28 protein-coding genes and 1 riboswitch are annotated in these 25641 nt (G+C 44.8%); of the genes, 12 read left to right on the top strand and 16 right to left on the bottom strand.

The window, feature by feature from the left end:
- Positions 1-11: 11 nt before the first annotated feature.
- The 7 genes from NCCP2222_RS10315 to NCCP2222_RS10350 form a co-directional block, all read right to left on the bottom strand.
- Positions 12-524, bottom strand: coding sequence for a MogA/MoaB family molybdenum cofactor biosynthesis protein (locus NCCP2222_RS10315; protein ID WP_248512095.1), 513 nt, complete (start codon positions 522-524; stop codon positions 12-14).
- 11 nt (positions 525-535) lie between these two features.
- Positions 536-1555, bottom strand: a complete 1020-nt coding sequence (locus NCCP2222_RS10320; RefSeq protein ID WP_248512097.1) for a ThiF family adenylyltransferase — start codon at positions 1553-1555, stop codon at positions 536-538.
- Positions 1556-2326: 771 nt separating this feature from the next.
- Complete coding sequence (locus tag NCCP2222_RS10330; protein ID WP_248512100.1) at positions 2327-2851, bottom strand: hemerythrin domain-containing protein; 525 nt, start codon at positions 2849-2851, stop codon at positions 2327-2329.
- A gap of 20 nt (positions 2852-2871) precedes the next feature.
- Entirely contained in the window at positions 2872-3519 is a 648-nt protein-coding gene (locus tag NCCP2222_RS10335) for a response regulator (RefSeq protein WP_248512105.1), read from the bottom strand.
- A complete protein-coding gene (locus NCCP2222_RS10340) occupies positions 3516-4580 on the bottom strand; it encodes a PAS domain-containing sensor histidine kinase (RefSeq protein ID WP_248512108.1) in 1065 nt (354 codons plus the stop codon). Before NCCP2222_RS10340 ends, NCCP2222_RS10335 begins: the two co-directional genes overlap by 4 nt.
- Positions 4577-5038, bottom strand: a complete 462-nt coding sequence (locus NCCP2222_RS10345) for a GAF domain-containing protein (RefSeq protein ID WP_248512109.1) — start codon at positions 5036-5038, stop codon at positions 4577-4579. The genes NCCP2222_RS10340 and NCCP2222_RS10345 overlap by 4 nt, the downstream gene beginning before the upstream one ends.
- 666 nt (positions 5039-5704) lie before the next feature.
- Positions 5705-5893, bottom strand: a complete 189-nt coding sequence (locus tag NCCP2222_RS10350; protein ID WP_248512110.1) for a DUF6366 family protein — start codon at positions 5891-5893, stop codon at positions 5705-5707.
- A gap of 118 nt (positions 5894-6011) precedes the next feature.
- On the opposite strand from NCCP2222_RS10350, the gene NCCP2222_RS10355 reads away from it, so the two are divergent.
- The 6 genes from NCCP2222_RS10355 (at position 6012) to NCCP2222_RS10380 (ending at position 10869) form a co-directional block, all read left to right on the top strand.
- Positions 6012-6680: a response regulator transcription factor gene (locus tag NCCP2222_RS10355; protein ID WP_248512111.1), complete on the top strand. Its 669-nt coding sequence runs from the start codon at positions 6012-6014 to the stop codon at positions 6678-6680.
- On the top strand, positions 6677-8047 hold the full coding sequence (locus NCCP2222_RS10360; protein WP_248512112.1) for a sensor histidine kinase: 1371 nt from the start codon (positions 6677-6679) through the stop codon (positions 8045-8047). The genes NCCP2222_RS10355 and NCCP2222_RS10360 overlap by 4 nt, the downstream gene beginning before the upstream one ends.
- On the top strand, positions 8037-8384 hold the full coding sequence (locus NCCP2222_RS10365; protein ID WP_248512113.1) for a DUF6176 family protein: 348 nt from the start codon (positions 8037-8039) through the stop codon (positions 8382-8384). The genes NCCP2222_RS10360 and NCCP2222_RS10365 overlap by 11 nt, the downstream gene beginning before the upstream one ends.
- A 125-nt stretch (positions 8385-8509) precedes the next feature.
- On the top strand, positions 8510-9427 hold the full coding sequence (locus tag NCCP2222_RS10370) for an ABC transporter ATP-binding protein (RefSeq protein ID WP_248512114.1): 918 nt from the start codon (positions 8510-8512) through the stop codon (positions 9425-9427).
- Entirely contained in the window at positions 9424-10134 is a 711-nt protein-coding gene (locus tag NCCP2222_RS10375; RefSeq protein WP_248512115.1) for an ABC transporter permease, read from the top strand. The genes NCCP2222_RS10370 and NCCP2222_RS10375 overlap by 4 nt, the downstream gene beginning before the upstream one ends.
- Positions 10135-10869, top strand: a complete 735-nt coding sequence (locus tag NCCP2222_RS10380) for an ABC transporter permease (RefSeq protein ID WP_248512116.1) — start codon at positions 10135-10137, stop codon at positions 10867-10869.
- A 262-nt stretch (positions 10870-11131) separates the two neighbouring features.
- On the opposite strand, the gene NCCP2222_RS10385 is transcribed toward NCCP2222_RS10380, so the two are convergent.
- Complete coding sequence (locus tag NCCP2222_RS10385; protein ID WP_248512117.1) at positions 11132-11914, bottom strand: GTP pyrophosphokinase; 783 nt, start codon at positions 11912-11914, stop codon at positions 11132-11134.
- Positions 11915-12148: 234 nt separating this feature from the next.
- On the opposite strand from NCCP2222_RS10385, the gene NCCP2222_RS10390 reads away from it, so the two are divergent.
- The 5 genes from NCCP2222_RS10390 to NCCP2222_RS10410 all read left to right on the top strand — a co-directional run bounded on the left by NCCP2222_RS10390 (position 12149) and on the right by NCCP2222_RS10410 (position 16541).
- Complete coding sequence (locus NCCP2222_RS10390) at positions 12149-13162, top strand: LytTR family transcriptional regulator DNA-binding domain-containing protein (protein ID WP_248512118.1); 1014 nt, start codon at positions 12149-12151, stop codon at positions 13160-13162.
- Positions 13163-13437: 275 nt separating this feature from the next.
- Positions 13438-14286 carry an ABC transporter ATP-binding protein gene (locus NCCP2222_RS10395; protein WP_248512119.1) on the top strand — a complete coding sequence of 283 codons (849 nt, stop codon included), beginning with the start codon at positions 13438-13440 and terminating at the stop codon, positions 14284-14286.
- On the top strand, positions 14283-14990 hold the full coding sequence (locus NCCP2222_RS10400) for an ABC transporter permease (RefSeq protein ID WP_248512120.1): 708 nt from the start codon (positions 14283-14285) through the stop codon (positions 14988-14990). Before NCCP2222_RS10395 ends, NCCP2222_RS10400 begins: the two co-directional genes overlap by 4 nt.
- Before the next feature lie 104 nt (positions 14991-15094).
- Positions 15095-16192, top strand: a complete 1098-nt coding sequence (locus NCCP2222_RS10405) for a M50 family metallopeptidase (RefSeq protein ID WP_248512122.1) — start codon at positions 15095-15097, stop codon at positions 16190-16192.
- A 112-nt stretch (positions 16193-16304) separates the two neighbouring features.
- Positions 16305-16541 carry a thioredoxin family protein gene (locus NCCP2222_RS10410; RefSeq protein ID WP_248512124.1) on the top strand — a complete coding sequence of 79 codons (237 nt, stop codon included), beginning with the start codon at positions 16305-16307 and terminating at the stop codon, positions 16539-16541.
- A gap of 23 nt (positions 16542-16564) precedes the next feature.
- Here NCCP2222_RS10410 and NCCP2222_RS10415 read toward each other — a convergent pair whose 3' ends face one another.
- The gene (locus tag NCCP2222_RS10415; protein WP_248512127.1) at positions 16565-17440 is read right to left on the bottom strand and encodes a LysR family transcriptional regulator; all 876 of its coding nucleotides are present in this window, start codon (positions 17438-17440) and stop codon (positions 16565-16567) included.
- 71 nt (positions 17441-17511) lie between these two features.
- On the opposite strand from NCCP2222_RS10415, the gene NCCP2222_RS10420 reads away from it, so the two are divergent.
- The gene (locus NCCP2222_RS10420) at positions 17512-18195 is read left to right on the top strand and encodes an MOSC domain-containing protein (protein ID WP_248512130.1); all 684 of its coding nucleotides are present in this window, start codon (positions 17512-17514) and stop codon (positions 18193-18195) included.
- 111 nt (positions 18196-18306) lie between these two features.
- On the opposite strand, the gene NCCP2222_RS10425 is transcribed toward NCCP2222_RS10420, so the two are convergent.
- The 7 genes from NCCP2222_RS10425 to NCCP2222_RS10455 form a co-directional block, all read right to left on the bottom strand.
- Positions 18307-19575, bottom strand: coding sequence for a serine hydrolase domain-containing protein (locus NCCP2222_RS10425; RefSeq protein WP_248512133.1), 1269 nt, complete (start codon positions 19573-19575; stop codon positions 18307-18309).
- A gap of 42 nt (positions 19576-19617) precedes the next feature.
- On the bottom strand, positions 19618-20256 hold the full coding sequence (locus tag NCCP2222_RS10430; protein ID WP_248512136.1) for a CPBP family intramembrane glutamic endopeptidase: 639 nt from the start codon (positions 20254-20256) through the stop codon (positions 19618-19620).
- 13 nt (positions 20257-20269) lie between these two features.
- Complete coding sequence (locus NCCP2222_RS10435; protein ID WP_248512139.1) at positions 20270-20854, bottom strand: TetR/AcrR family transcriptional regulator; 585 nt, start codon at positions 20852-20854, stop codon at positions 20270-20272.
- Between the two features lie 158 nt (positions 20855-21012).
- The gene (locus NCCP2222_RS10440; RefSeq protein WP_248512142.1) at positions 21013-21315 is read right to left on the bottom strand and encodes a hypothetical protein; all 303 of its coding nucleotides are present in this window, start codon (positions 21313-21315) and stop codon (positions 21013-21015) included.
- Between the two features lie 197 nt (positions 21316-21512).
- Positions 21513-22550 (bottom strand): ribonucleotide-diphosphate reductase subunit beta, encoded by a 1038-nt coding sequence (locus NCCP2222_RS10445; protein WP_248512143.1) that lies wholly within the window; start codon positions 22548-22550, stop codon positions 21513-21515.
- Positions 22520-22969, bottom strand: a complete 450-nt coding sequence (locus NCCP2222_RS10450) for a flavodoxin (RefSeq protein ID WP_248512144.1) — start codon at positions 22967-22969, stop codon at positions 22520-22522. The genes NCCP2222_RS10445 and NCCP2222_RS10450 overlap by 31 nt, the downstream gene beginning before the upstream one ends.
- Positions 22954-25170, bottom strand: a complete 2217-nt coding sequence (locus NCCP2222_RS10455) for a ribonucleoside-diphosphate reductase subunit alpha (RefSeq protein ID WP_248512544.1) — start codon at positions 25168-25170, stop codon at positions 22954-22956. Before NCCP2222_RS10455 ends, NCCP2222_RS10450 begins: the two co-directional genes overlap by 16 nt.
- Before the next feature lie 178 nt (positions 25171-25348).
- Positions 25349-25526: riboswitch (cobalamin riboswitch) on the bottom strand.
- Between the last annotated feature and the right edge of the window lie 115 nt (positions 25527-25641).

Genomic DNA, 25641 nt, shown 5'->3' on the forward strand with positions numbered 1-25641 from the left:
TGAGCCCCTGATTAAAGCCGGTGCTTCGTCAACTCATAAACGATGTGATGAAGCTCCGGCACAATCAATTTTTCCATCGCAAGTTTCACAGCCTTGGACGAGCCCGGCAACGCGAAAAGCGCCTTTTCTCCAATCCCGCCAGCTGTGGCGCGGCTTAACATTGCTTTCGAACCGACATCCTCTGTATAGCTCAAAAAGCGGAACAGCTCTCCAAACCCATCGATCGGCTTCGTGAAATAGGGTGTCACCGTTTCAATTGTCACATCCCGCAAACCGATCCCCGTTCCGCCGGTGATCACTATCGCCTCGATGCTCCCATCCTGAAGCCATCGATCCATGACCGATTCAATCGAATCCCGTTCATCCGAACAGATTTGGCGCACCTGAATGAGATGGCCCGCTGCTCTCGCTAACTCTTCAATTACATCACCGCTTTTATCATTTGCTGCGGTACGCGTATCACTGACAGTTAAGATAGCTATGCCTATCGGCTTTCGTTTATCTGTTGGCAGCACTTCCGACAACTTCCTTCCCCCTATCCAAACAATTGATGGTAGATTTGACGGCCTTTATTCAAATTCCGCAGCCCATGAATCAGCAGGCGGCCGTTTTGAAAGAGGACGCAGCGATAGCCTTCCACATGAAATTCAGTGAAAAAGGGTGTCCGCTTATAGTCGCTCCCAATTCGCTTCGCGACGACTTCTCCATCGTCCATTGTCAGCGCCCGGCTGGTGTCCGGGATGATTTGCACCGTTTCACGGCCGCAAAGAACGGCATAATTCGTCCCTTCTGGCTTATGTAAAGATGGGTATGTCGGCATTTCGCCGCATGTTTCACAAGTTGGACGGCGGAGACGTGAAATACCTGCTTCTACCTGCGTATTATTCCATGTATCAAAGTGTAGCAGCTTCGTCATCATGACTTCTTCATTTCCCGTCAGCCACTTCAATGCCTCCGCTGTCTGCCGTGCCGCCACCAGTTGAACGGCGGGTGCGATAATCCCCGCTGTATCGCATGTTTCATTGACGGATGGGAGGACAGGTAGCAGGCATCTGAAACAGGCGGTTTTACCTGGGATGAACGGAAATACCGTCCCTGAACTTCCGACGCAGGCACCGTGAATCCATGGGATGCCTTTCTTCCAAGCCGCGTCATTGATTAGCAGGCGAGTTTCAAAATTGTCCGTTGCATCCATGATCAAATCAGCGTCAGCAACCAATTCCTCCAACAATGGACCGTCCACATGGTCCAGCACAACCCGGATATCGCTGTCCCGCCGTATGTCTTTCAGTCGGCGTTCTGCAGCAACGACTTTGGGCATTCCTTCATCCGCATCCTGTTCGGTGAACAATTGCTGGCGCTGCAAATTCGATCGTTCCACATAATCACGATCCGCAATCGTCAATTTCCCTATACCGGCTCGGATTAGCATTTCCGCAATCGGAGAACCGAGCGCCCCGCAGCCGATGATGACGACATGTGCTGTGCCAATCCGTTCTTGCCCCGTTTCCCCGATCGGCTTAAAAAGCATCTGTCTTGAATACCTGCTGTCCATGACCACACACCCCTTCCAACAAATAAACCGAGAACTTCCAATCGTATGATCGGATGCCCTCGGAACGGAAGGAAGTCATATTGACAATAGGATATGGGGACGAGGATTAGACACCCTCTACCGCATGAATTGCCAGCATTCTTAAATTGCCTTCCCCGTTCCGCTTTTATTCTATCTATTGATCAATACACTAACTGATGATTCTATCTCTTTCAGTATAGCGTGCCGGCAGCAGAAATGCAGGGGTTCTTTTTTGACCACATTGATAAAGAGTTGATGCATTTGGGGTTAAGGAGGCGTTTGAGTATGTGAAAAGGTGGAAACAAGAGGATGAAACGGTTCCAAGGAGTAGGTACTTTTCATCTGGATAATTGCCTCTATTCATTCCATTGGCTTGTAGTAGGTAAGGATTCAGGATTTGATAAGCGAGTTGAGATAGTAAGAAAGGCAAAACAAAAGACCTCAATATGAAGAGGTCTAAGTAGTGTTAACGCCTTTATTCTTCTTCAATATCTAATTGTTTATAATAGTTATCTACAATTGGATGAATATCTGGATTTGAATCGTAATAGGTATTGTCAATGTGATTTAGAGTGAACTTAAATACTTTTTCTCCATCAGCAAGAGTAATATCATATAGCCAGCCGACACGTTCTTCTTGATTAACAAGTTTATACTACAATAAATTCGGTTACATGCAGATATATTTTTACAAATACAGGATATTATAAGTCAAAAGGAAAACAGCTAACAAATTAAGGCCAATTGATATTAAATAATAGATGTATATACATCATTAAACAGCTGTTGCTGTTCGGGAGAACGCAGGCTAGTGAGAACCTTTGGAAACAGGAGCGTTTCCTCCTTGTTAAAATGGGCAGCCATCATATTAAACAGTTCACCTGCATCCTTGGCAATTGCCTTTAATTCCATCAAAGACATATTATTAATGTCTTCATCGGAATACCGAAGTAAATATTCGAAAGCCGTAAAGATCATTGTATGCTCTTCCTTCAACTTCTTGATGGAGAATAAATCCCGCTCGGTTTTTGCGTTTTTTACTAGCAATGGGTAAAGAAACTCCTCCTCTTTCTCTGTATGGTTTCGAAAGGGGCCGACAAACTCCATGAACTGTCTGCGCAATGACTGAAATACTTCCCTGCCCTCTGCAGGCGTATATCTATCCCCCCGGAAGCCCAAAACAGCGGTATGCCAACTTCCCATTAATTTCGACAAAAAATTATGTTCATTTTTGAGCACGTCGATTGCCGGCAATTCATCATAGGTCGATTTCATAACGTGTGCGGACCTCCTTTTCAGAAGTTCAGAAATTTCTTTTTCAGCGCATATTCGACAAGCTCCGGACGGCTTTTCAAATTCAGCTTTTCCATCATCTTGGACTTGTGCGCTTCTACTGTTTTCACCGAGATAAACAGCTTTTCCGCAATTTCTTTATTCCCATATCCTTTGGCGACGAGAGGCAGTATTTCGATTTCCCGTCTTGAAAGGATTTTATAAGGATCAGTTTCTTCCTCTTGGGAATCCTTTTGAACAAACTGCCGCACGAGCGAAGTCGCCATGGATGGATGGATATATGTACCGCCGTCATGCACAGTCCGGATCGCCTTGAGCAGCTCTTCATCGGGCGAATTTTTCAATACATAACCGGACGCCCCATTCTTTAAGACATGAAATAAATACTCTTCATCATCATACATTGTCAGAATGATAATTTTTGTTTCAGGGAAATCTTCTTTGATTTTCCCAGTGGCAATCAACCCGCTTTCTCCAGGCGGCATGCTTAAATCCATCAACAGGATGTCCGGGTGATGCTTGGCCACCATTTCATACGCTTCCAGACCATCTGCCGCCGTAGCCACAACTTCCATATCCTTCTGGAAATTCAAGATATACATGAAACCGCTGCGCACGACCGCGTGATCGTCGGCTATGACAATTTTCAAGCGTCATCCCTCCTCTTTACCGGCACCCGTAAGCGAATTGACGTCCCTTTTCCGACTACCGATTCTACCGTAAAATCGCCATCCACCAGTTCCGCGCGTTCCTTCATTCCAAACAGGCCAAGACCTGTTCCTTTCGGTTCAATTTCATATAAATCAAACCCTTTGCCCTCGTCCTTCACAAACAATTGGAGTGTGTCATCCTGTTCGTGAAGCTCGACGGTGATTTCCTCCACATCCGCATACTTCAGCGCGTTGAATACTGCTTCCTGACAGACCCGATAGAAAACGGTTTCCACTTCTCCACCGTAGCGTTCCGATTCCAGGTCGGTATCGAAGTGGATCGCCAAACCATAATTCTTCTCAATCCATTTGAAATGCGTCCGGAACGCTGCCTTCAAGCCAAGATCATCGAGCGTCGCAGGACGGAGCTCAACGGACAAATGCCGGATATCATCCAACAGCCTCATAAGCGAGCCTTCCGTCTGTTGCAATTTCTTCAACGCTTCTTCACTGATGTTCATATATTTCAAAACACGTAAATCGACTAGTGAACTGAGCATTTCCTGTGCCACACTATCGTGCAGTTCACGGGAAAGCCGCTTTCGTTCATTCTCCTGCGCTTTAATGACACGTTTCATCATCCGCTTCTGATTCAGTTCCTCCTGCGTTTGAAACTGGTGCGTCATATCCCGAAGCAGAAAGGCCCGGATGCCATTCTCCTGATCTATAGTTTGAATGCTCGCCGAATACGGGATAATCCCCTTCCCTTTCGTATCAAAATACACTTGGAACGAGCTGATATCCTCATCCGGCTTTGACATATAGCAAGAGGCACACGTCTGCAATTCATCGGCACTCATATAACCTTTGCACGTTTGGCAAATTGCCCCCGACTGGCCAGCCATCAATTGCCGATAAACATCTTCCTCTAAAATATCTGCTGCTGCATCATTCATCCCCAGCACATTGCCGTCTCGATCGAAAAAAAAGATCGCCTCGGCTGAGTTTCCATACAGCTTCATCAACAGCTCCGACAACTGCATTCCACTAATCCCATTCATTCACATACCATCTCCTTGCTGTAAAAAGGACCAAATTGCGGACCCATCCATTCCTGGAATTCCCGAAAAACCTCGGCCTTCAGTCTCCCGTCTGTCCGGTAACCCGCTAACAGCACACCCCTCACCCGGTTATACTTATAAAGCGGGATGGCACCAAAACTTTTGAGTCCTTCCGCCACAACAATTGGATAATTATAGAGGTCTTCCCCGCCAAGTTCCTCATCCGCATTCGAAATGAACATCGGCTTCCCTGTTTTAAAAACGAGCCCGGCAATTCCTTTTCCGGACTGCAAAGCGAGCCGCTGATGCCGGTCACTTTGATTCCCCGTCACATATTTCCAACGCAATTCAAACCGCCGATCCGCCGATTGAACGAACGCTACACCCACATAATCGAAATCAAATTCGTTCTGAATCTTTTCGATTTCACGCTGGACATTAAATAGTTCCTCTTTCATGGCTACGACTCCTGACGGAAAATGAGCGAAGCCGCCTCTTTTCCATATAATTAGATATGCTTTCTTTCAAGAATATAATCCCGTTCTGCATAATTCAATGAGACACTCCACCAACTTGCTCATTTCCTGTAACGCGCACTGTTCTTTACTAAAATATCACATAATTCTTAATTAATCATACGACAGAGCTGCAAAACGCAAGTCAAGGGAATACTCTCTTCTTAATGACAAAGACAATTCTTCTACTATTCCCATCATACGGCAGAAATTCCTTTGAACCTATTAGGGAACACCCTATTTCAGAAGGTACTTTCGTCATGACAGGATGATATGTTTTCATTAAATGTTGGACTGTGGCGTTAGTCTTGTTGGAAACGGTTAAATATGTTTATTGCTTTGTGATTGCTGCGAACCGCTGCCTGACGGCGACTGTTGCATTTCGCAACCGCGCGTAAACTTGCTCTAACCTCTCATATCTTGTTCGAACCACTCGTATATTCCAGAAACTGCTCGTATAATTTAGCAACCGCTCGTATCACATCGGCGAGTGCTCGTATATTCCGGCGACCGCTCGATTATTGTGCCGAACCGCTCGTATGTTTGTTGTACAACCGATTTTCTATTTTTGCCAAAAGCGTTTAGACGACAGCTGCGCCACGCCATCCTTCACCGCAACAGCATAATTACTAAGTAAACAAGAATCACTCCAATAATTAAAACGCCGGTCGCTTTCCAACTCATTTCCCGAAGCCCCCGGCTACCTTGATCCAGACTGTCTTTTGCATTTCCGACAGGATTCCTTGCCCTCTCCTTGTGAACGAGAGTCTCTTTTTCCTCCGACTTATTTTTCTTCAACTCCATCAACCCCTTGCCGTTCTTTTCGTCTTAAACTGCTCAACTCCTTTTTTCCATGATTTACATTTCGCCAATCTATCAGCTAGGATAGAGCTATATCAGATTGCGAGGGAAGGCTATGCGAACGATTTTATATATCGAAGATGATCGGGAGATTGGAAGATTCGTAAAGGATGATTTGGAGTCACGTGGGTTTTCGGTGCATTGGCTACTGTCAGGCGAAGGTGCGGATAAATCTCTGGCAAAAGCAGATCTAGTCATTTTAGATGTAATGCTTCCGGGTCTGGACGGCTTCACCATTGGCCAGCGATTAAAACGGAAACAAGGGGATATACCGATTTTGATGCTGTCTGCGCGTACTGCCGTTGACGATAAATTGGCCGGTCTTCAATTTGCAGATGATTATTTGACGAAGCCTTTTCATCCCGATGAGCTGGCGGCGCGGATTGATGTGTTGTTGCGGAGGAGCGGAAAGGATTCTGTTGAAGAAATAGAGTTAGGTCATTTGCGAATTAATTTGAAAGAAAACCGGATTGAAACGATAGCAGGTGAAGAAATATTATTGACTGCCAAGCAGCATCAGATTTTCACATATCTCCTGCGACACCCGAATCAGATACTGACGAAAGAGCAATTGTACGAAGGCATTTGGCAGGAGTCCTATCAGGAGGGAGATAAAACACTCCAGGTCCATATCCGTTATTTACGGGAGAAAATTGAAAAAGACCCGAGCCAGCCCACAATCATTGAAACAATTCGGGGCATCGGGTATCGGGTGAAGCAATGAAACGGCTGAAACGATCATTATTGGTCCAGTATGTCTTAATCATTTTATTCGCCACGATGATTTTACCTGTTTCCATGGTCGGATTATCCATTGTTTTTTACAATACGCTGTACAAGGAAGAGTCAGTCGATCGTTTATATAACGGAACAGATCTTGAGGAAATGTGGCATCGCACGGCGAAAGGCCTTGAACAGGCAACTGAAAAAGAGATCCGGGACAAATTCGGCCAATTGAACGAAGTCTATACAGATGCGAATCTATATTGGGTCGATGCACAAGGGATGACACGCGTGATGTTCCCTGCGAATCTTTCGGTACGAGAACAATGGAGTGCAACGGACGCCATTCAGTTCATGAAAGATCATAGAGGACTGACAACAGACCCGTTCACCACGGTCGCTTTCCTTGGAGATCAAGGGATAAACGGTTTTATCGTCTTCCAATTGCCCCGTTCTGATATGGAAAGTCCAAGTGATAAATTAAGAGCACAATACAATTTTCTCTTTCCGATTGCGTTGTTAACTGTTTTTGGTGTCTTCATTCTTATTTCCACTTTGTTCTTCTACCGTATCCGCAAACGGCTTCTTCATTTGCAAGAAGCGATGTCCATATCGGATCAAAGCGGTATTCCTTCCCCGGTAGCCGTCTCACGCGAGGATGAAATTGGTCGTCTAGAATTGTCCTTCAACCGGATGGTTCAGGAAGTAGAGGAAGGCCGGCTTCGTCAAATCGAGGAAGAGGAATTGCGCAAAGAATTGATTGCCAACTTATCGCACGACCTGCGGACACCGCTGACAACCATCCGCGGTCACGCCTACCGGCTGCAACAAGAGCAATTGAGCGAAAAAGGAATGGAATCGGTTAAATTACTTGATGAAAAAATCAAGTATATGGACGGACTCATCGACAATCTTGTTTCCTATACACTATTGACGACAGGCAAGTACCCGTTCCATCCTGAACAAATTGATATCGTTCGGCTCGTCCGTACTTCATTCGCCGCATGGTACCCGGTTTTTGAGAATTTGCAGTTTACGATGGAATTGGATATACCCGACCGGCAAATTTTCTGGCAGGCAGATCCTCAATGGCTCGGCCGAATTCTCGATAACTTGCTGCAAAATATTCATAGGCATGCAGCAGATGGCCGCTTCATTGCCATACGGATTCAAGAAGAAACACTTGTTATTGAAGATCATGGTCCCGGGATGAAATCCAAGTCGTCCTTTCAAGGAGTCGGCATCGGGCTTTCCATCGTTTCCTTGATGATAAAGGAGATGAACTTGGCGTGGGACATCCAAACAACTACGCAAGGAACGACAATGACAATCCGTCAGAGACAAAGGAGTTATACTAATGAACATTGAACTTACTAGATACCGCGTAATAGAAGGAAAATCAGATCGTGTGGATGAATGGCTGGCGTTTCTAAATGACAATATGGATGAGGTACTTGTTACGTTGGAAGGTGAAAAGATGTACGTGGAAACGATCTTTCGCGAGACGTTGAACGGAGAAGAATACTTATATTGGTATTCCGTACGTGGTGAGGGCGGCCAAGACGTGGAAGAATCAGAGCATTGGATTGATAAGCAGCACCTCGCCTATTGGGATGAATGTATTGATGCCTCCTTTGGATCAAAAGATTTAACTACCGAAGTGGTTATGATACCAAAGAAAATCAGAAGTCACATGGAAGACTAAAAAAATCCTTACACCGGCTACACTTTACACAAGTGTAGCCGATTTTATTTTTTAAACGAAATTTAAACTTCCTCACCTCTTCGATTTAACCTACCCTCGGTAAGCTGGATAGTGAGGTGATACACATGAGTGAATTCATTATTGAAACGAAAAATTTAACGAAGAAGTTTGGGGCAACGCGCGTTGTGAATCATGTTGACCTGAAGGTGAAAAAAGGAGAAATTTACGGGTTTTTAGGACCGAACGGCGCAGGAAAAACGACAACAATCCGCATGCTGTTAGGACTAGCCCGCCCTTCAAAGGGATCCATTCACATGTTCGGAAAAGATATTCGCAAGGAAAAACTGGCCATTCTTCGGAAAGTCGGTTCTCTCGTCGAGTACCCATCCTATTATGGACATTTAACTGCCCGTGAAAATTTGGAAGCGGTCCGCGTGTTGCTGGATGTACCGAAATCACGGATTGACGAAGTCCTTTCGATCGTTCGGCTGACAAAAGATGCAAAGCGCCCGGTTAAAGGGTTTTCTTTAGGCATGAAGCAGCGCCTCGGCATCGCAACTGCCCTGCTCGGCAATCCGGAACTGCTCATTCTCGATGAACCGACGAACGGCCTGGACCCGTCCGGTATTTTGGAAATGCGTGAGCTGATCAAAAGCATGCCAAAGGAACACGGTATCACGATTGTTGTGTCCAGTCACTTGCTGTCGGAAGTTGATCAAATGGCGACACAAGTCGGCATCATTACGAAAGGTCGTATTATTTTTCAGGACTCCATCCAAAAACTGCGTGAGCAGGCATCCAGCAGCATCAAATTGACCGTGAATGACGTGGAAGCTGCATGGAAAACGCTCTTATCGAACGGGTACACGACTGATTTAGTTCAAAACAATATTTATATTGATCGCGGAACGGATGATCAGGTGGCGGCTATTGTGAAATCACTTGTAGAGCATGATTTCTCGATTTATCGTGTGGAAGAACAGAAGAAATCATTGGAGGAAATCTTCCTTGAGCTGACAGGCAAGGAGGGCGGGCTTCTATGACACGAATTATGCTCTCTGAATTTATTAAAATCAAACGGAAGCTAATTCTCTTTCTCGTGGTGCTTGGACCCCTGGGCGTTGTGGGTCTCCAGGCCGTCAACTTTGGCCTCCGGTATGACTGGCTGACCAGCCAGTATAAAGAAGATTTATGGGGAGGGCTCATCGGAGAAGTGACGATGCTTTCCGTACCGACCATATTGATTGGGCTAACCATTCTCACATCCATGATTGCCAATATAGAGCACCAGACAAACGCATGGAAACAGCTGCTATCCCTGCCGGTTTCTAAAATGAAGGTATTTGCCGGTAAAGCGCTGCTGTCCTTTGTTCTTCTGTTCATGGCCTGTCTATTGCTGGTCGTCGGAACCATCATATTAGGCATTTCTCTCAAGTTCGGGGCAAATATTCCGATTCTGTATTTACTTAAAATGTGCTTCTTTCCGTTCCTCGCTGCCATGCCTTTTTTAGCGCTTCAAACATGGCTCGCTATCTCCATGAAGAACCAGGCCATTCCTTTAACGACAGGCATTTTAGGCACAATCGTCTCGATGTATGCGACAGGTTTCCCGGACTGGATGCCTTTGAAATGGCCTTGGCTCGTTAATGAATGGGAGAAACCGATTTACTCCGTCCTATTGGGAATTGTCACAGGACTCGGCATTAATTTGCTCAGTCTTATCGATTTTTCACGAAGGGATGTGAAATGAGTGATAGCTTTATTTAAGTCTGAGTTTTATAAACTTCGAAAGTCATCGATCTGGCTATTAATTTTTGTCAGTCCGCTGCTTTCATTTTTCATCGGCCTATTGGAGTTCAATGAAGTGCCGCAATTTGAAGGAATGCAATGGGTTACGACAATGGGCATGATGGCTATCGGCCATGCGATTCTTTTCCTTCCCCTTTTGACTGGTGTTTTTGCCAGCTTCGTCTGCCGGTATGAACATGCGGGCGGCGGCTGGAAGCAACTCCTTACCCTGCCTGTTCACCGGGGAAATGTCTATGTCGTGAAAATGCTGTTAGTCGCCCTATTGATTGGCCTGACCCAGTTGCTGTTCGTCATGGCATTACTCGTCATTGGTTGGATAAAAGGATTTCCAGCGGATATCCCATGGAATGTAATCGGTTCAAGTATCGCCGGCGGCTGGCTGGCCTGTATGCCATTGCTCGCGCTGCAACTTTTTGTTTCTGTCGCGTGGTCCAGTTTTGCAGCTCCGCTTGCCATTAATGTCATCTTTACGATTCCAAACATGCTGATCGTCAATTCGGAGCGGTTCGGCCCTTACTATCCGTGGGCGCAGCCTTTCTTATTGATGATGCCCGACTCGAGCGAAAGCTTCGGTGCTTTGAATGCATCAGCAGAAACGTTATTTATTGTTATTATTGGCAGCTTCGCCGTATTTTTCTTGGCAGGATTGCTTTATTTTCAGAGGAAAGAAATTTAGGAGAAATTTCGGGGGGACTGGTCGCTTATTCGGTCTTCTGATTCAGAAACGTGCGATAGTCATTTGGCGCAGAAACATGCGGATTTGGCGCGCCCGTGCTCTAATTTGGCGTAAATCTTTGGTTTTTGGCGGATAACCCGTTTATATGGCGCAAGATCTTCGTATTTGGCGTCTAGGAAGGTTAATTTGGCGGTTATCCTCGCTTTTTGGCGTGTAAGACATCTAAGAAAAAGGGTGGAATCTACTGGATTCCACCCTTTTCTTATTTGCTCGATACTGGCAGTTCCGATAGTTGATTCGGCAGTCCGAGGGAAGATTCAAAAACATCCTTGAACAGCAATTCGATAATCGGCTGAGGCACATTTAATGTATCCTCAAAAATTGCCTCTTCATTGTTCTTCTTTTTGATCATCACGACTTCTTTATTAATATTCTCCATCTTGGCGTCTAATGCTGAGGCGGCCAGTGCCGCTTCTTTCAAATCATTTTTGATTCGCTGAGGAATATCCTTATCGTATTTATAGAATATCCGGTGTTCCAAACTTGCCCAGAAGTCCATGGCAATTGTCCGGATTTGCAGTTCCACATACACGTCTTCGACCCGGTCTGACATGAATACGGGGATTTTCACGATAAGATGTAGGCTTTGGTACCCGTTCGACTTAGGATTTGTAATATAATCTTTTACCTCAACCATTTCTACATCCTTCTGATTCCCAATCATTTCGCTGATTTTAAATACATCCGATACGAAAGGACAGGTGATTCGAATGCCGGCAATGTCCTTAATATTGTCTTTGATCGCCTCTAACGAAAACTCGATTCCTTTCCGGTGGACCTTTTTCAAAATGCTTTCCGGTGATTTCAAGCGGGAACTGCAGTGTTCGATGGGATTATAATCATGAATATGAAGAAACTCTTCCTTCAATATATTAATTTTCGTATTCATTTCATCCAGCGCAAATTTATAAACCATGGAAAAGCGTTTTAAATCGCTCGCCACATTGCGCAAGCCGACCATGTATTGTTTTGTTAATTCGTCCATGTTGTCCTAATCTCCCTACAAAAGCTAATTTGGCATTTTTTGATCCTTCATTAGGAACGCCTGGGTCCTATGAAATGTTCCACTCCATTATTCTCGCAACTGACGCCCGAGAGAAGTTATGTATGAACATCCACTCTTGCCCTTCCTAACCAAAATCTTCTGATTACCTATTCGAGTCTATCAGAATTGCTGTTATACTCTCTATATAAGATTGAAACGAAATGAGGCACCTTGATGACACTTGAGTTTGTAAATGCAGAAAAACGCATTCATGATTCCTTGATTTTCCCTTCATTCAATTTAACGGTTAACAAAGGGCAAGTTGTTGCTGTCTATTCAAGCGTAAATGTCAGGGAACAGCTGATTCACCTGTTGCTAGGAAAAACACTGCTTTCCCACGGAGAAATTCGTCTTGACGAGAATCCAAAACAGCCAAACAGCGCTGGCTTTCTCTTTTTACATCATGGCTTGTATGAGCGTCTTTCTATTGCAGAGATGTTACAGTTCACGAAAAGACTTCATAGCTCTAAAACCTCAGCCGATGACATCTTGCGGTTGGTTCAGCTGGATGGGAAGCGTTCAGTCAAAATTAATCAGCTATCCTTTTCAGAGAAGAAACGTGTGCAACTCGCTTGTTTGCTCATTCAAGATCCTGCCATCTTTGTGTTGGAAGAGCCCGATCAAAATATGGATTTGGAATCAAAACGGATTTTCTTGTCCATCCTCCAACACCTTCGGGAAGCTGGCAAAGTCGTCTTTATCCTAACAGGAAATTTAGAAAGTGCTGTGACGTCGGCCGATACCGTCTTTCAATTAGATGATAACGGATTGCGTTCGATTCAAATGAAAGCGGATGAGGACGAAGAGACAGCTGATTCCACGGGTACGCTTGCGAGCACTCAACCTGTCCGATTTGAAAAAATACCGACTAAGGTAAATGAAAAAATTGTCCTTTTTAACCCGCCGGAGATTGATTATATAGAAAGTAATGAAGGACAAACTTTTTTACATATTAAGGGAGAATCCTTCCCTTGTGTCTTTACACTGACAGAGCTGGAAGAACGTTTATTGCCGTTTGGCTTCTTTCGATGTCACCGTTCCTATATCGTCAATCTACAAAAAGTACGGGAAGTTGTCACATGGACAAGAAATAGTTACAGTCTTGTCCTAGAGGATATCTCCAAATCGACAATCCCACTTTCCAAATCGAAAATGGTCGAACTCAAAGAGATGCTCGGACTCAAATAATGTGGAAAAACCGATTATTTCCCCGGAAATATTTCGGCTTTTTTCGCTTGTCCAATCGTTTTCTGGCATGTCCTGTCTCTAGCAGCAATTTAAACTAGTAAATTGGCGCTGTTTACTGAATAAGTTTTTAGTTTTCGAGACTCCATTCACGGTTCCATTGCTCCATTGACCAGCTCGGTTACTCTTTTCATCGGGAATATACTGCTCGCCTCTTCATTTCCTAGTAATCTAAGATTGCAGATACGAAATGAAGAACAATTCCCAGGAGGATGAAAATGGAAAACATTATCGAAGTGAAAAACCTTGAGAAAATCTTCTCTAATCAAAAAGCCATTGAGAGTGTTGATTTCCAAGTGAGACGAGGCGAGATTTTCGGTTTTCTCGGCCCGAGCGGCTCAGGGAAAACAACAACTATTAAAATATTGACCGGGCAATTGGTGCCAACAGGTGGTGAAGCGCTTGTTTTTGGAGAGTCTGTCTCGAAGTTGAAACAGCCCGCCTATCGTAAACGGTTTGGTGTTTTAACGGATAACAGCGGCCTGTATGGAAGACTTTCCATCTATGATAATTTAAAACTTTATTGCGATTTGTACGATGTTCCATACGCAAAAATTGGCGAAGTTCTCGCGGCTGTCAATTTGCAGGAAGATGAGAAGAAACGGATCTCTACTTTATCAAAAGGAATGACGCAGCGAGTCACGTTAGCCCGCGCCCTTTTGCATGAACCGGAGCTGTTATTCCTAGATGAGCCGACATCAGCTCTTGATCCGGTGAACACACTCCATATATATGAAGGATTGCGTGCCTTGAATAAGAAAGGCACGACAATATTCCTGACGACTCATGACATGCAAGAAGCGGAGACACTTTGCGATCGAGTCGCTTTTTTAAACAAGGGTCGGATTCAATTACTGGATGCACCTGGCAAGTTAAAGAAAAGGTTTTCCGACTCGACCATTACAGTCGAGCTGAAAAGCGAGGAAAAAATCATACTGCCCGCCGGTGCTGAAGGAGCACAGCAGCTTTATGATTACATGCAAGCCAATGAAGTAGAGACAATCCACTCAAACGAGCCAACACTCGGTGACATTTTTGTACAAGTGACAGGGAGGAAACTAGCATGACATTTTCTTGGAAACGGGTAAACGCAATATTTATGAAAGATTATAAAGATTTTTCACGGAACTTTGCAGTGTCTATTGTGATTTTCTTGTCACCCGTTCTGGCAGCCATTTATGGCCGAATTGGCGTGACAGCAATTGAGTCCCATTATATGCTGATTAATCTTACTTTTGCGATGGTAGCGGCTTTTGTACAAAGCTGTCTTATTGCAGAGGAGAAAGAAAAGAACACCTTGCGCGGATTGATGTTATCTCCCGCCAGCACGACTGAAATTTTGACGGGCAAAAGCTTATTATCCTTGGTGTTAACACTTTTCACTATTTTGTTGAGTATGTTTTTGGCGGAATATAAACCGGCGAATATTGCAGTTGTGGCGATTGCCATCCTATTGTCCGCCCTATTTTATATTGCTCTTGGTACCTTGCTTGGCCTGTTTGCTAAGTCAGTAATGGAGGCATCTGTCATTGTATTGCCTGTTATGGTCATCTTCTCATTCGGGACATTCATTACTTCACTTGCAGAACAGTATCCGATTTTAAAAGCGGCGACTTATTTGCCTAATATCCAGCTCCTTGAAATCGGGATCAAAGTCGAAGCCGGAGCCGGGTTTGGGGATGTATGGCTGCAGCTGGCCGTCATTGCAGCATGGGTTGTTGTGATGTTTATGCTTACTGCTGTTGTTTATAGAAAGCGAATGGTTGATTAAGGGGGGATTTGATATGAAACAAGTTGGACGGATACTGATCGGATTCTTGGCAGGCGTCGTGCTCATCTTCATTTATAAGACATTTTTCAGCTAGAGGTGACAATATGAAACAGGTAGGTTCAGCTTTACTTGGGGCCGTCATTGGTTTATTGGCGGTCCTGTATTTTATTTTATATCCAGAAGCATGGTCTATAGGCATGATTGTCAGCATGGTCTTGTATGCTCTCGTCAGTTTCGCCCTGACTGTTCTTATTCACGAAGCAGGGCATGCGCTGTTTGGACTTTCACAAGGAATGAAATTATTAAATATTAGTGTTGGTCCCATTGTTTTGGAGCAGCATGGAGGCAAATTCCTTTTCCACTGGATCCCCTCCTCCTTAGGATACGTTGGACGGGCAATGATGGGGTTTTCTGAGAAGTTGGAACTTGAAGATATGCGACGCCGATTAATTCGTTATATTTATGGCGGGCCGCTCATGAACATAGGAATCAGCATTCTTTCCATCGTGCTGGCATTTAGCGTCTGGCACCATCCCTTTCTTCTCATCTTCGGTCTCTTAAATTTCCTGCTCGGTGCTTCGAATTTACAACCGGCGACAGTCAAATCTGTGTTTACTGACGGTTTGGTCATCAAGAAATTGAAAACGGAGCCTTTGCATGAATCTGCCCTCTTGTTGGGCCATCAAATTTTGTTGGAAGAATCGCGAAATACGGATGTAAAACAGTGGAATCCGGCATTGATTGATACGGTTGAACAATTAATCACCTCTGGGAAGGATCCGTCCGCCACAAGTTTTTTGCATACAATCAATTACTTTCACCTTCCGGAACATGCTGAAAAAGCTGCATCGGTTGGACTCCAGACAGCCTTTACCCGTGCAGGAAAGACGGATGACCTGTACGCTGATATAGCCGATATCTCGTACGCCACAGCTCTTTTTTTCACCGGCCGGCTTGCAAGCTATCCCGGCATTGAAAACGCTCTAGAATCCATCGGAAAACTGGATGCTGTTACAGATACGAAAAGAAATGCGTTTTTGTCTTACATACAAGGAGATATACAAAACGCTGTTCTGCTGTTAAAGAAAGCAATCGAACTGCTCGGGGTCTGGCATCCCTTATACTTACGCGGAGAGATGGAAAAAAAGCTTCTACATCAAATGATCGACTGGATGGAGAATGAAAAAACTACAATCAGTTGAATCATAGGAATCTCCTATCATTAGGATAGGGGATTTGCTATTGTTCCCTATTCTCTCATGATCCTATAATAAAGCTAGCAGCGCTGCATCAATAGGATAGGAGTGGTTCATTATGTCAAAGGCAGTTTTCTATCATGCCGGATGCCCGGTTTGTGTGGATGCGGAGAAAGTGTTGGTCACTTATCTGGATTCGTCTAAAATTGATCCTGAAATTGTACATCTAGGTACCGAGCGGGGACGGATTGAAGAAGCCGAAAGGGCAGGAGTCAAGTCAGTTCCTGCGCTGATTATTGATGGAAGCGTCTATCACATTAATTACGGTGCAAGTTTGGAAGAAGTAAAGGGATGACTAAGAGGCGTCCTTGTGACGCCTCATTTTCCTTGTAGCATTTTAATGAATTCCCTGCTTGCCGAGCAAAGATGTTTGTTTCTCCGGTACGCTATGCCAATTTCCATTTCCATTGTAGGATGATCAATCTTGGCAATAGAAAGATCTCCGTGGCAAAGAGAATGTAGATAGGATTTTGCCAAAACGGTCACACCCATTTCCCTTTGGACCATCAAGAGGATCGACTCGAGTGTTGTCAGCTCTATCGCTGGAACAGGCAAAAACCCTTCCTGTCGGCAAAGTTCATTTAGATACCGGCGGATAAAATACGTCTCCGGCAATAAGATGGCGGCTGTGTCTTTAAGCACATGTAACGGAACGATAGGCTGCCCGGCCAGTGGGTGATGTACGGACATTGCAAGGACCAGTTCCTCTTTCCGTAATGAGATAGTCTCAATTTCTGGGTGTTCGAAGGGTAAATAAACAATGCCGATATCTATGGCATTATGAAGTATAGATTTCTTGATCTCGTCTACTCGCATTCCGGAGACGGCTATTTCAATTTTGGGGTACAATTGATGAAAGTCGATGAGAACCTGAGGTAACAGGGTATTGACAACGGTCAGTAAAGCACCGACCTTCAATGCTCCTCTCTCCAACCCGTGCAATTCTCCGATGGCCGCCTTCGCTTGGGATAACTCATGGAAAACACGGTAGGCATGTTCCAACAAGATAGAGCCTGATTCGGTGATGGCAATCCGCCTGCCGATCCGGTCGAATAATTTTATCCCTACTTCATGTTCCAGCAAGCTGATCTGCTGGCTTAACGAAGGTTGGGTCAATCCAAGCTTTTCAGCGGCACGAGTAAAGTGGAGCTCTTCACATACCGCAATGAAATATTCGAGCTGCCTCAATTCCATTTCCATCCCCCCTCCTTTGATTATACTCGAAATGGAAAACTTTACATGATAAATGAAACGAGGTGAATGCCATGAGGAAAGTGGCAATCCGGTCTTTAAACGTTGGAAAACCGATTGAACTTCCATTCGGAAATAAACGAGCGACAACAGGCATACTTAAAAAGCCGATTAGCAAACCTGTATACTTAACTACTGTAAATTTTAATGGAGATGGGCAAGGTGATTTAATTCATCATGGCGGCATTGACAAAGCAGTTTGCGCCTATCCGGCTGAGCATTATTCCTACTGGGAAGAACAATTGGGCAGGGCTCTTCCCTACGGCGCTTTTGGTGAGAATCTGACATTAGAAGGTTTAACGGAGATAGACGTTTGCATTGGAGATTCCTTTCAAATCGGGGAAGCCATCGTACAAGTGAGCCAACCACGCCAGCCTTGTTACAAATTGGGACTTCTTTATGAAAGAAAAGACATGCCATTGCTTGTTCAAAACTCCGGATTTACAGGTTTTTATTTTCGAGTGCTGCAAGAGGGAATGGTATCCCCCTCAGATGAATTGATCCGGCTCCATTCACAAGAAAAGGCCATCTCCGTCGCAGAAGCTAATCGGATTATGCATCATGATAAGAGCGATTTGAATGCGGTACAGCGAATAATAGAAGTGAATGAGCTGTCTGCAAACTGGCGAAAGACATTTGAGAGAAGGCTGGAGGGCAATGAGGTGGATACGAGGGAACGATTGTCAGGCGAGAGATGAAGCCAGCAGCTACCGCCTCTATCTTAATCCAAAAAAGTTCAATTTCCTAATGGCTGAATTAAGAAATTGAACGAACGAAACGTGCTACGCGGCACATCTATGCGATTTATTTTATTTCATATTAGCTTTCTCATAGCCGAAAAAGGACATATTGCCGTTTTCATTCTCCACAATACTGTATGGTGTCATTTGGTCAGAAAATCTGCGGGCAAATTTCCCTTCGCTGACTGGATAGATCTCAATGTGAAGATTGCCGGTAAATCTAGTAAAGTACAATTTGCCGCCATGTAATTCTACTTTAATTTTATCTTTCAAATAGGTGCCGCAATACGCTTGAAGCTTCCTTTCGTCTAGGGGAAGCTCTTCATGTTTTGTCGGAGCATCTACTTCAACATCGTGCAGAATATCAGCGATTGCTTTGCCCAGCCTGTATTGATTGATTGCTTCATTATTGGAAAGAAGGAGGATACAAACATCTTCATCAAAAAAATACTGCGCAAAGGTGCAGATTCCAAGATGATCGCCACCGTGAGAATAGCTACCTGTATCGTAACAACGCTGGTGCTCCAATCCGTAACAGTATTTATTCAAATTCTCTCTAAAAAATCGGGCATACCCTTTCTCTGACAGCAATTTTCGATCTCGCAAGCACGAATACCATTTGTATAAATCCTCACAATTTGAAACGATGGCTCCTGCCCCAATGCTGAACTTCTCATTATGGTACGGGGATTTGATGATTTCATCAAAATCATGCACATAATTGCTCGCCTTGTTTTTTATCGTCTTGCAGCCATCATCCACATCGCTATTTAACATATCCAAAGGCACGAATATGTGATTTCTTAGAAAGTCCCTGTATGTTTCTCCTGAAACATGTTCTATGATCCATGCCAGCAAATTATAATTTGAGTTATTGTAATCAAAGATTGTTCCTGGCAACTTAGTAGGCTGTTTATTAATATAACATTGAAAAAAAACGTCCCGGGAATAGTCCATTCTGTTGTAACCAGCAAAAAAGTCATTTTCGAAATTAGTGAAATTATATAACCCAGACGTATGAGACAGTAAGTGATGGATCGTGATCGACTCGTCAGTTTCCAACGCGGCAGGCAAGTATAATTTAGCCGGTTTATCAAGGTCCAGCATGTTCTTTTCATGAAGAAGCATAATTGCGAAGGCTGTAAACTGCTTAGAAACGGAAGCGAGTGAGAAGCGCGTATCCATTTCATTTTTTATTCCAAACTCAATGCTGGCATATCCGTATGCTTCCTCAAACAGCACCTCGCCTTTTCGAGTCACTAGAATCACTCCGTAAAAATCCCATAAGTCCATGTATTGATTCATATAAGCTTCAAGTTTACGTTGGTATTGTTGCATTTGGATTCCCTCCCCACACCATCATATCAACACAAAATTTTCTCATCCATTCGGCGGGATATAGATATTCAAAAAGACGAGAACCGTAATAATCCCGATATCGACGATGCAATGGGAGACAATCACCCACCGCAAACTTTTCGAACGAAGATACATAAGTGACCAAACGACTCCTATAATTGATAGGAAGATGACAACATGGGAGCTGCGATTCGCAATGGAAAAAACGCCCCACATGAGCGGATGGCTCGCTACGAAAAAGATTGTCGAATACCCGATCCCCAGCCATTTGGGCATGACTTTCAGCGTGCTATCGAGAAGAATTCCACGCCAATAATATTCCTCGAACCATGGATTGATGATCGCAAAAGCTAGCCACAGTATCACAAGACCAATTGAGTCGAACAGATGGATATTGGTAAATAATACAGACAAGGGAAACATCCCTAACAGCATCCCCGCAATTGTTAACTTTGTTGGTAAAGGCTTCTGAACCCAAGCAGACAACCGTTCTTCCCCTTTGCCGATCCCTATGCAAATACCCAATACAAGCCAGTAAACAAGCGCTAATGGAATCCATGCCCATTCTTGAATAATGGGAGTGAAAATCTTGGCAGTTACCCATCCAATCAAAATGATTAGTGGTGGTGATAATAAAATGAACGTGTTTCTTCTACCCACTTCCCCGCTCCCCCTATCTCATGACCTTCAAAATGGTATCGGCATCCGGCAACGGACAGTCCTCCCACTGAATTTTGTTCATTGCAAGCCCTTGTATGAGCGCATAGTAAGTAGTGGCTAACATAATTGGATCTGCCTTTTGAAAGTCCCCCTCTGCTTGCGCTTCCATGATTAAAGGAATTGTTTGCATGACCGGAGAGTGTTTCTTCAAGATGTCCAGTACTTCGGCAGGTACCGTTTCCGATGTACTTGCTTGCATCATGAGTAAATATAATAATCTATTTTCACCTTTTAAACTTTGCAGTATTTGAGTCGTCATCCAGTACATTTTGTCTGTTGCCTTGCCAGGCTGTGCGTTTGCCAGGTGGATAACATTGATGGACGATGAAGCGGCATTTCGAACGAGTTCAGTGAAGATTTCTTCTTTTGAAGAAAAGTAGTGATAGACGAGTCCATGGCTTAATTTTGCCTCTTTAGCAATCTCGCTAATTTTCGTCCCTGCCATCCCTTTCCTCGCAAAAATAGAAGTTGCAACACGTAGAATTTGTTCCCTTCTCGCATCTCGAAGTTCCTGATTTTGTTGTTCGGTTTTTGGCATTGCTGCTCTCCTCCCTGTAGGTTGACTGACAAGTCAATCAAAAATAATATATCTTGATACTGCAGCTATGTCAATGAAAAGGCAGACACGGGATTGCGTATGAGATACAGCAATCCAAACTAGAATCAGAATCGACATACTTATTTATAGATGATAGATTATTCAATAAACAATTTGCCTATGAAGGGGAAAACAATCCCCACGACAAACAATACGATGGCAATGTAAAGGACAGTTCCGGCTACTGGCAGAATCCATTTTTGCTTCTGTCGCGTGTATTGGAACCAGTAATTAACTGCCCACAGGCCGAACATAAAAACAATAGAACAGTATGTAAATATGTCACCGATAGGGTTATCGATGGGTGGGCTAATACTAAACGAACCGAAAAGAAAAAAAAGACAGATAGCTGCCAATAAGACTAAGTTGATGGCATGCAAGACGATATGAAAACTATTCACGAATCTACACCTCCAAAGGTTTAGGCAATCGATTTCCAATGTACTGTAAATTATATCTATACGCAAGGGTGTATCTTATCAGAATAATAATCGAGTTATTTAAGTGTGTCCCCTGATTTCGGATGTGCTGGCCATCTGTCTAGACCATTACGTTAAAAAACATGCATAGCTTTATAGCCATGCATGCTTATTAGCTCTTACAAATCATCAAACCCATTCAAATCGCTCGTTTTTACGTACTGCCGGGATGTCTGTTCAAAGAAATCTGTTTTCGTGTCGTCAAAATTGTCAACATAAGCGCGGATCCATTTCATTGGGTTGTCTGTGAACTCAGGGTAGATTTCACTTAGTCCAAGCATACGAAGCATCTTGTTGGCCCGGTATTTGACATAGCCCGCCATTTCGTCGAGATCAATGCCGTCGATTTCTCCCAAAACATAGCGGCTCCAGATGATTTCCTGTTCAACAGAGTGGCGGAATTGATCATAGATCCATTCTGTGAATTCCTCCGTGTTGTACTCCGGATTTTCCGCAAGCGCTGCACGGAAGATGTCACTGATTGCCTTACCGTGTTGCAGCTCATCTCGGTTAATATACGAGATCATCGTTGAGGTGCCGACCATTTTCTGATGGCGCGCCAAATTGTAGAAGAATGCGAAGCCGCTGTAGAAAAACAGACCTTCGAGCAGCGTCGTGTAGACCATCGACTTCAGCACAGTCTCGATTGTCGGGTTTTCAGCGAATTCATTGTAGATCTCGACAATCCGTTCATTCCGCTTTATGAGCACTTCGTCAGCGCGGCCCATTTCAAATGAGGCGTTTTGCTTGTCAAGCGTCGTTACGGAAGAAAGCACATAGGCATAGCTGTGATTATGTTCACTTTCCTGATCGGCAATCGTCGCCATAATGGATTTTACCGAAGGATCTGTCGTGAAATCGGCGATTTTCATTGCGATGACCGTCTGTGGGCCGTCGAGCGTCGCAAGCAGGCCAATAATTTTCAGGAAAGCATCCTGCTCGGCTTTGGACAAGTTCGGGAACTGCTTGACGTCTTGTGTCATATCGACCTCGTTTGCCGTCCAGAATAATGACCGGATCCGTTGACGGAGTGTATAAAAATGGGGATGCGCAAGGTCATTCCAATTTAGGATGCCGCTCGCCTTTCCACCGAATATCGCTGTTGCTTTGTTTGGGTTGGCCGGATTCAGCACTTTAACTCGTGTAAGTGTAACCAATGTTCATATACTCCTTTCGTCCATTCGATGACTTTCTCTTCTTGGATGCCGCGGGGGCTCTGTTCGATTTTGAGGGGCGGGCAGCCCGATGCATAGAATCGGGCGAGCTTGACGGCTGCATGACAAAACAGGTCGTCCCCTCCGAATTGCGTGTCCCCTGTTCCGAAGACATAGACAGGCTCCGGTTTGTAGCCGATTGCTGCTACGAAATCCTTCACTTCATCCGGCGTTGCGCCTTTATCCCATGTGAAAGATCCGATTACCATCGCCTCATACTCCCTCGGATCGGGAACCGTACCAAAACCAATCCGGTACATTGTCGTATCAATTCCTTCTCTGCCTAGCGCATCCCGTATCAATTCCGCCACTTCTTCGGTATTGCCGCTCCAGGATGCATAGGCAATTAGGAATGACACCATTCGCACTCCTCGATGTCCGATGCAGTAGAACGTGTATAGTACGTCGTCTTCATGCCGGACTTCCAGGCTTGCAAGTGAAGCTCAAGCAGGACAGACGCGCGGATATTATTTGGTACGTATATATTAAATGAAATCGATTGGTCGACATGCTTCTGGCGCGCTGCATTCTGTTTGATCGACCAACGCTGGTCAACAATATAGGCCGATCGACGGTACACATTGTATGTGTGATGGTCCAGGTCAGGCGCAACAACCGGGAGCTTGTAATCTTTCTTCTCCTCATGATAGAACGGCTTGAAAACTGGATCGATGGAAGCTGTAGAACCGGCAATGACCGATGTCGAACTGTTCGGAGCCACCGCCATCAGATAGCCGTTGCGAATGCCGTTCGCCTGAACGTCGAAACGTAATTCCCGCCACACTTTAGAATCATAATTCCGGTGTTCAAAATAGTCACCTGTCTGCCAATCAGAACCCTCAAATAACGGGTATGCCCCTTTTTCCTTCGCCAGCTCCATTGAGGACTTGATTGTCAAAAAGGCGATTTGTTCATAGAGTTCATCCGCGTACCGAACCGCTTCTTCTGATTCCCATTGGATGCCTTTAAGCGCCAATAGATGATGCCAACCGAACGTGCCAAGCCCAATTCCACGGTAGCGTGAATTTGTCCGCTGTGCTTGGACGACAGGGATTTTATTCAAATCAATGACATTATCGAGCATGCGCACTTGAATGGTCAGAAGCCGCTCCAATACACCTGCAGGTACTGCTCGCCCTAAGTTGATGGAAGATAAGTTGCAGACAACAAAATCGCCCGGCTTCGATCGTGTGACGACGATATCATCTTCTAGCGTGACCGACTCGAATTGTGTGGCGCTTTGATTTTGCATGATTTCCGAACAGAGATTACTTGAATACACCATGCCCTCATGCTTATTCGGGTTCATCCGGTTCACTTCATCCCGGTAGAACATGAACGGTGTGCCCGTTTCAAGCTGGCTGCGCATAATGCGTTTCATTACTTCGATCGCAGGTACGGTCTCTTTCGTCAATTGCGGATGGTTTGAGCATTCCTCGTACTTTTCACGGAACGATCCAGATCCTTTTGTTTCATCATAAAAATCTTCCAGGGAGTAGCCCATTACCGTCCGGACCTCATGCGGATCGAATAAATGCCAGTCTCCGCGTGCTTCGACCTGCTCCATGAAAATATCCGGCATACAGACGCCTGTGAAAATATCATGTGCACGCAAGCGGTCATCTCCGTTATTCAGCTTCAAGTCTAGAAACGTGAAAATGTCTTTATGCCACACATCGAGGTAGACGGCAATAGCACCTTGGCGCTGCCCGAGTTGATCGACACTTACCGCCGTATTGTTCAGTTGTTTGATCCACGGAAGGACGCCGCTCGATGCCCCTTTGAACCCTCTGATAGAAGAACCTCTGGAGCGCACTTTGCCCATGTAAACTCCGATGCCGCCTCCGTATTTTGAGAGATTCGCGATATCAGTATTGCTGTCATAAATGCCTTGCAAGGAGTCGTCCACTGTGTCGATGAAGCAGCTGGACAATTGGCCATGCGGCTTGCCCGCGTTTGCTAGCGTTGGAGTGGCAACGGTCATATACAGGTTGCTCATCGCCCAGTATGCTTCTGCAATTTTGCCTAGACGATTGTCCGTCTCCTTTTGCATAAGTGTCATAGCAATGATGAGCCAGCGTTCTTGTGGCAGCTCAACCGGTTTTTTATTAAAATCAACAGCCGCATAGCGGTCCATTAACGTTTTCAGTCCAATATATGTAAGCAGCTTGTCCCGCTCCGGCTCGATGAATGTCCCAATAGTTGTGAGCTCTTCTGAAGAGTAGCGATCAAGCAGTTCCGGCGTATACAATCCTTGGTAAACGAGCCGTTCGACGTGACCGGCAAAATCAGCATATACTTCTGTACCGCGAATGGCCCGCTGCTGTTCGTATACAGAGTCCAAGTAAATTCGAGATGCGACAAATGTCCAATGAGTAGACGCTTCGTCAATATTGCTAAGCGCCTCCAAAACCATCGCTTTCGCCCAGCTTTCCTTACTTTCGCCTGGATGGCGTTCCAGCCACTTTTGGCTCGCCGTTTCTAAAGCAGAAATTTGGCCCTCGCCGAATTCCTCCTTTAATTGCGCCAGAATGTCAGTCACCTTTGTGTTTTCTTGAATCATTGTCATCAGTTTGGCTCCTTTCGTGCTTATAGGATGTTAGGCAATAAAAAAACGACGCCCCACCTTTTCGGTGAGACATCGCTGATGGATGTATGTAGGAAACAGATCAGGTCGAACTCCCTTCGGATGGAAAGGCGAAAAACCCGCTCGCTCCCACCTCTCAACCCCCGAAGAAAGTGTCGCTTTACGATGGACGGCAGGTCTACTGGCTTGCGCTTCCTCCTCCCCGCCACCTTCCCATGGCATATGCCACAGTGGTTGTCAGCAGGTCGTCAGCACGTACAGTTGCGGGGACAGCTCCAATTTGCGGATTCCCTATTAAACCGAATACGGTACCAATCTATCGTTAAATACTATATGTTGTGCTTTATGTACATCTACTACCCTAACATGTTGTGGTTTAATCGTAAATAGGTAAAAAGAATTTGAATTCTTTTTTGAGGGTTTTTCAAATTCTTTAACATTATACAC

Origin of the sequence: Sporosarcina sp. NCCP-2222 (genome assembly GCF_023168145.1) — a bacterium.
Taxonomy (GTDB): Bacteria; Bacillota; Bacilli; order Bacillales_A; family Planococcaceae; genus Sporosarcina.

Coding starts and splice junctions, on each gene's coding strand:
- NCCP2222_RS10320 (WP_248512097.1), bottom strand. CDS start 1,555: ATGGACAGCAGGTATTCAAGACAGATGCTTTTTAAGCCGATCGGGGAA.
- NCCP2222_RS10330 (WP_248512100.1), bottom strand. CDS start 2,851: ATGAAATCGACCTATGATGAATTGCCGGCAATCGACGTGCTCAAAAAT.
- NCCP2222_RS10340 (WP_248512108.1), bottom strand. CDS start 4,580: ATGAATGGGATTAGTGGAATGCAGTTGTCGGAGCTGTTGATGAAGCTG.
- NCCP2222_RS10345 (WP_248512109.1), bottom strand. CDS start 5,038: ATGAAAGAGGAACTATTTAATGTCCAGCGTGAAATCGAAAAGATTCAG.
- NCCP2222_RS10355 (WP_248512111.1), top strand. CDS start 6,012: ATGCGAACGATTTTATATATCGAAGATGATCGGGAGATTGGAAGATTC.
- NCCP2222_RS10360 (WP_248512112.1), top strand. CDS start 6,677: ATGAAACGGCTGAAACGATCATTATTGGTCCAGTATGTCTTAATCATT.
- NCCP2222_RS10365 (WP_248512113.1), top strand. CDS start 8,037: ATGAACATTGAACTTACTAGATACCGCGTAATAGAAGGAAAATCAGAT.
- NCCP2222_RS10370 (WP_248512114.1), top strand. CDS start 8,510: ATGAGTGAATTCATTATTGAAACGAAAAATTTAACGAAGAAGTTTGGG.
- NCCP2222_RS10375 (WP_248512115.1), top strand. CDS start 9,424: ATGACACGAATTATGCTCTCTGAATTTATTAAAATCAAACGGAAGCTA.
- NCCP2222_RS10385 (WP_248512117.1), bottom strand. CDS start 11,914: ATGGACGAATTAACAAAACAATACATGGTCGGCTTGCGCAATGTGGCG.
- NCCP2222_RS10390 (WP_248512118.1), top strand. CDS start 12,149: ATGACACTTGAGTTTGTAAATGCAGAAAAACGCATTCATGATTCCTTG.
- NCCP2222_RS10395 (WP_248512119.1), top strand. CDS start 13,438: ATGGAAAACATTATCGAAGTGAAAAACCTTGAGAAAATCTTCTCTAAT.
- NCCP2222_RS10400 (WP_248512120.1), top strand. CDS start 14,283: ATGACATTTTCTTGGAAACGGGTAAACGCAATATTTATGAAAGATTAT.
- NCCP2222_RS10405 (WP_248512122.1), top strand. CDS start 15,095: ATGAAACAGGTAGGTTCAGCTTTACTTGGGGCCGTCATTGGTTTATTG.
- NCCP2222_RS10410 (WP_248512124.1), top strand. CDS start 16,305: ATGTCAAAGGCAGTTTTCTATCATGCCGGATGCCCGGTTTGTGTGGAT.
- NCCP2222_RS10415 (WP_248512127.1), bottom strand. CDS start 17,440: ATGGAATTGAGGCAGCTCGAATATTTCATTGCGGTATGTGAAGAGCTC.
- NCCP2222_RS10420 (WP_248512130.1), top strand. CDS start 17,512: ATGAGGAAAGTGGCAATCCGGTCTTTAAACGTTGGAAAACCGATTGAA.
- NCCP2222_RS10425 (WP_248512133.1), bottom strand. CDS start 19,575: ATGCAACAATACCAACGTAAACTTGAAGCTTATATGAATCAATACATG.
- NCCP2222_RS10435 (WP_248512139.1), bottom strand. CDS start 20,854: ATGCCAAAAACCGAACAACAAAATCAGGAACTTCGAGATGCGAGAAGG.
- NCCP2222_RS10450 (WP_248512144.1), bottom strand. CDS start 22,969: ATGGTGTCATTCCTAATTGCCTATGCATCCTGGAGCGGCAATACCGAA.
- NCCP2222_RS10455 (WP_248512544.1), bottom strand. CDS start 25,170: ATGATTCAAGAAAACACAAAGGTGACTGACATTCTGGCGCAATTAAAG.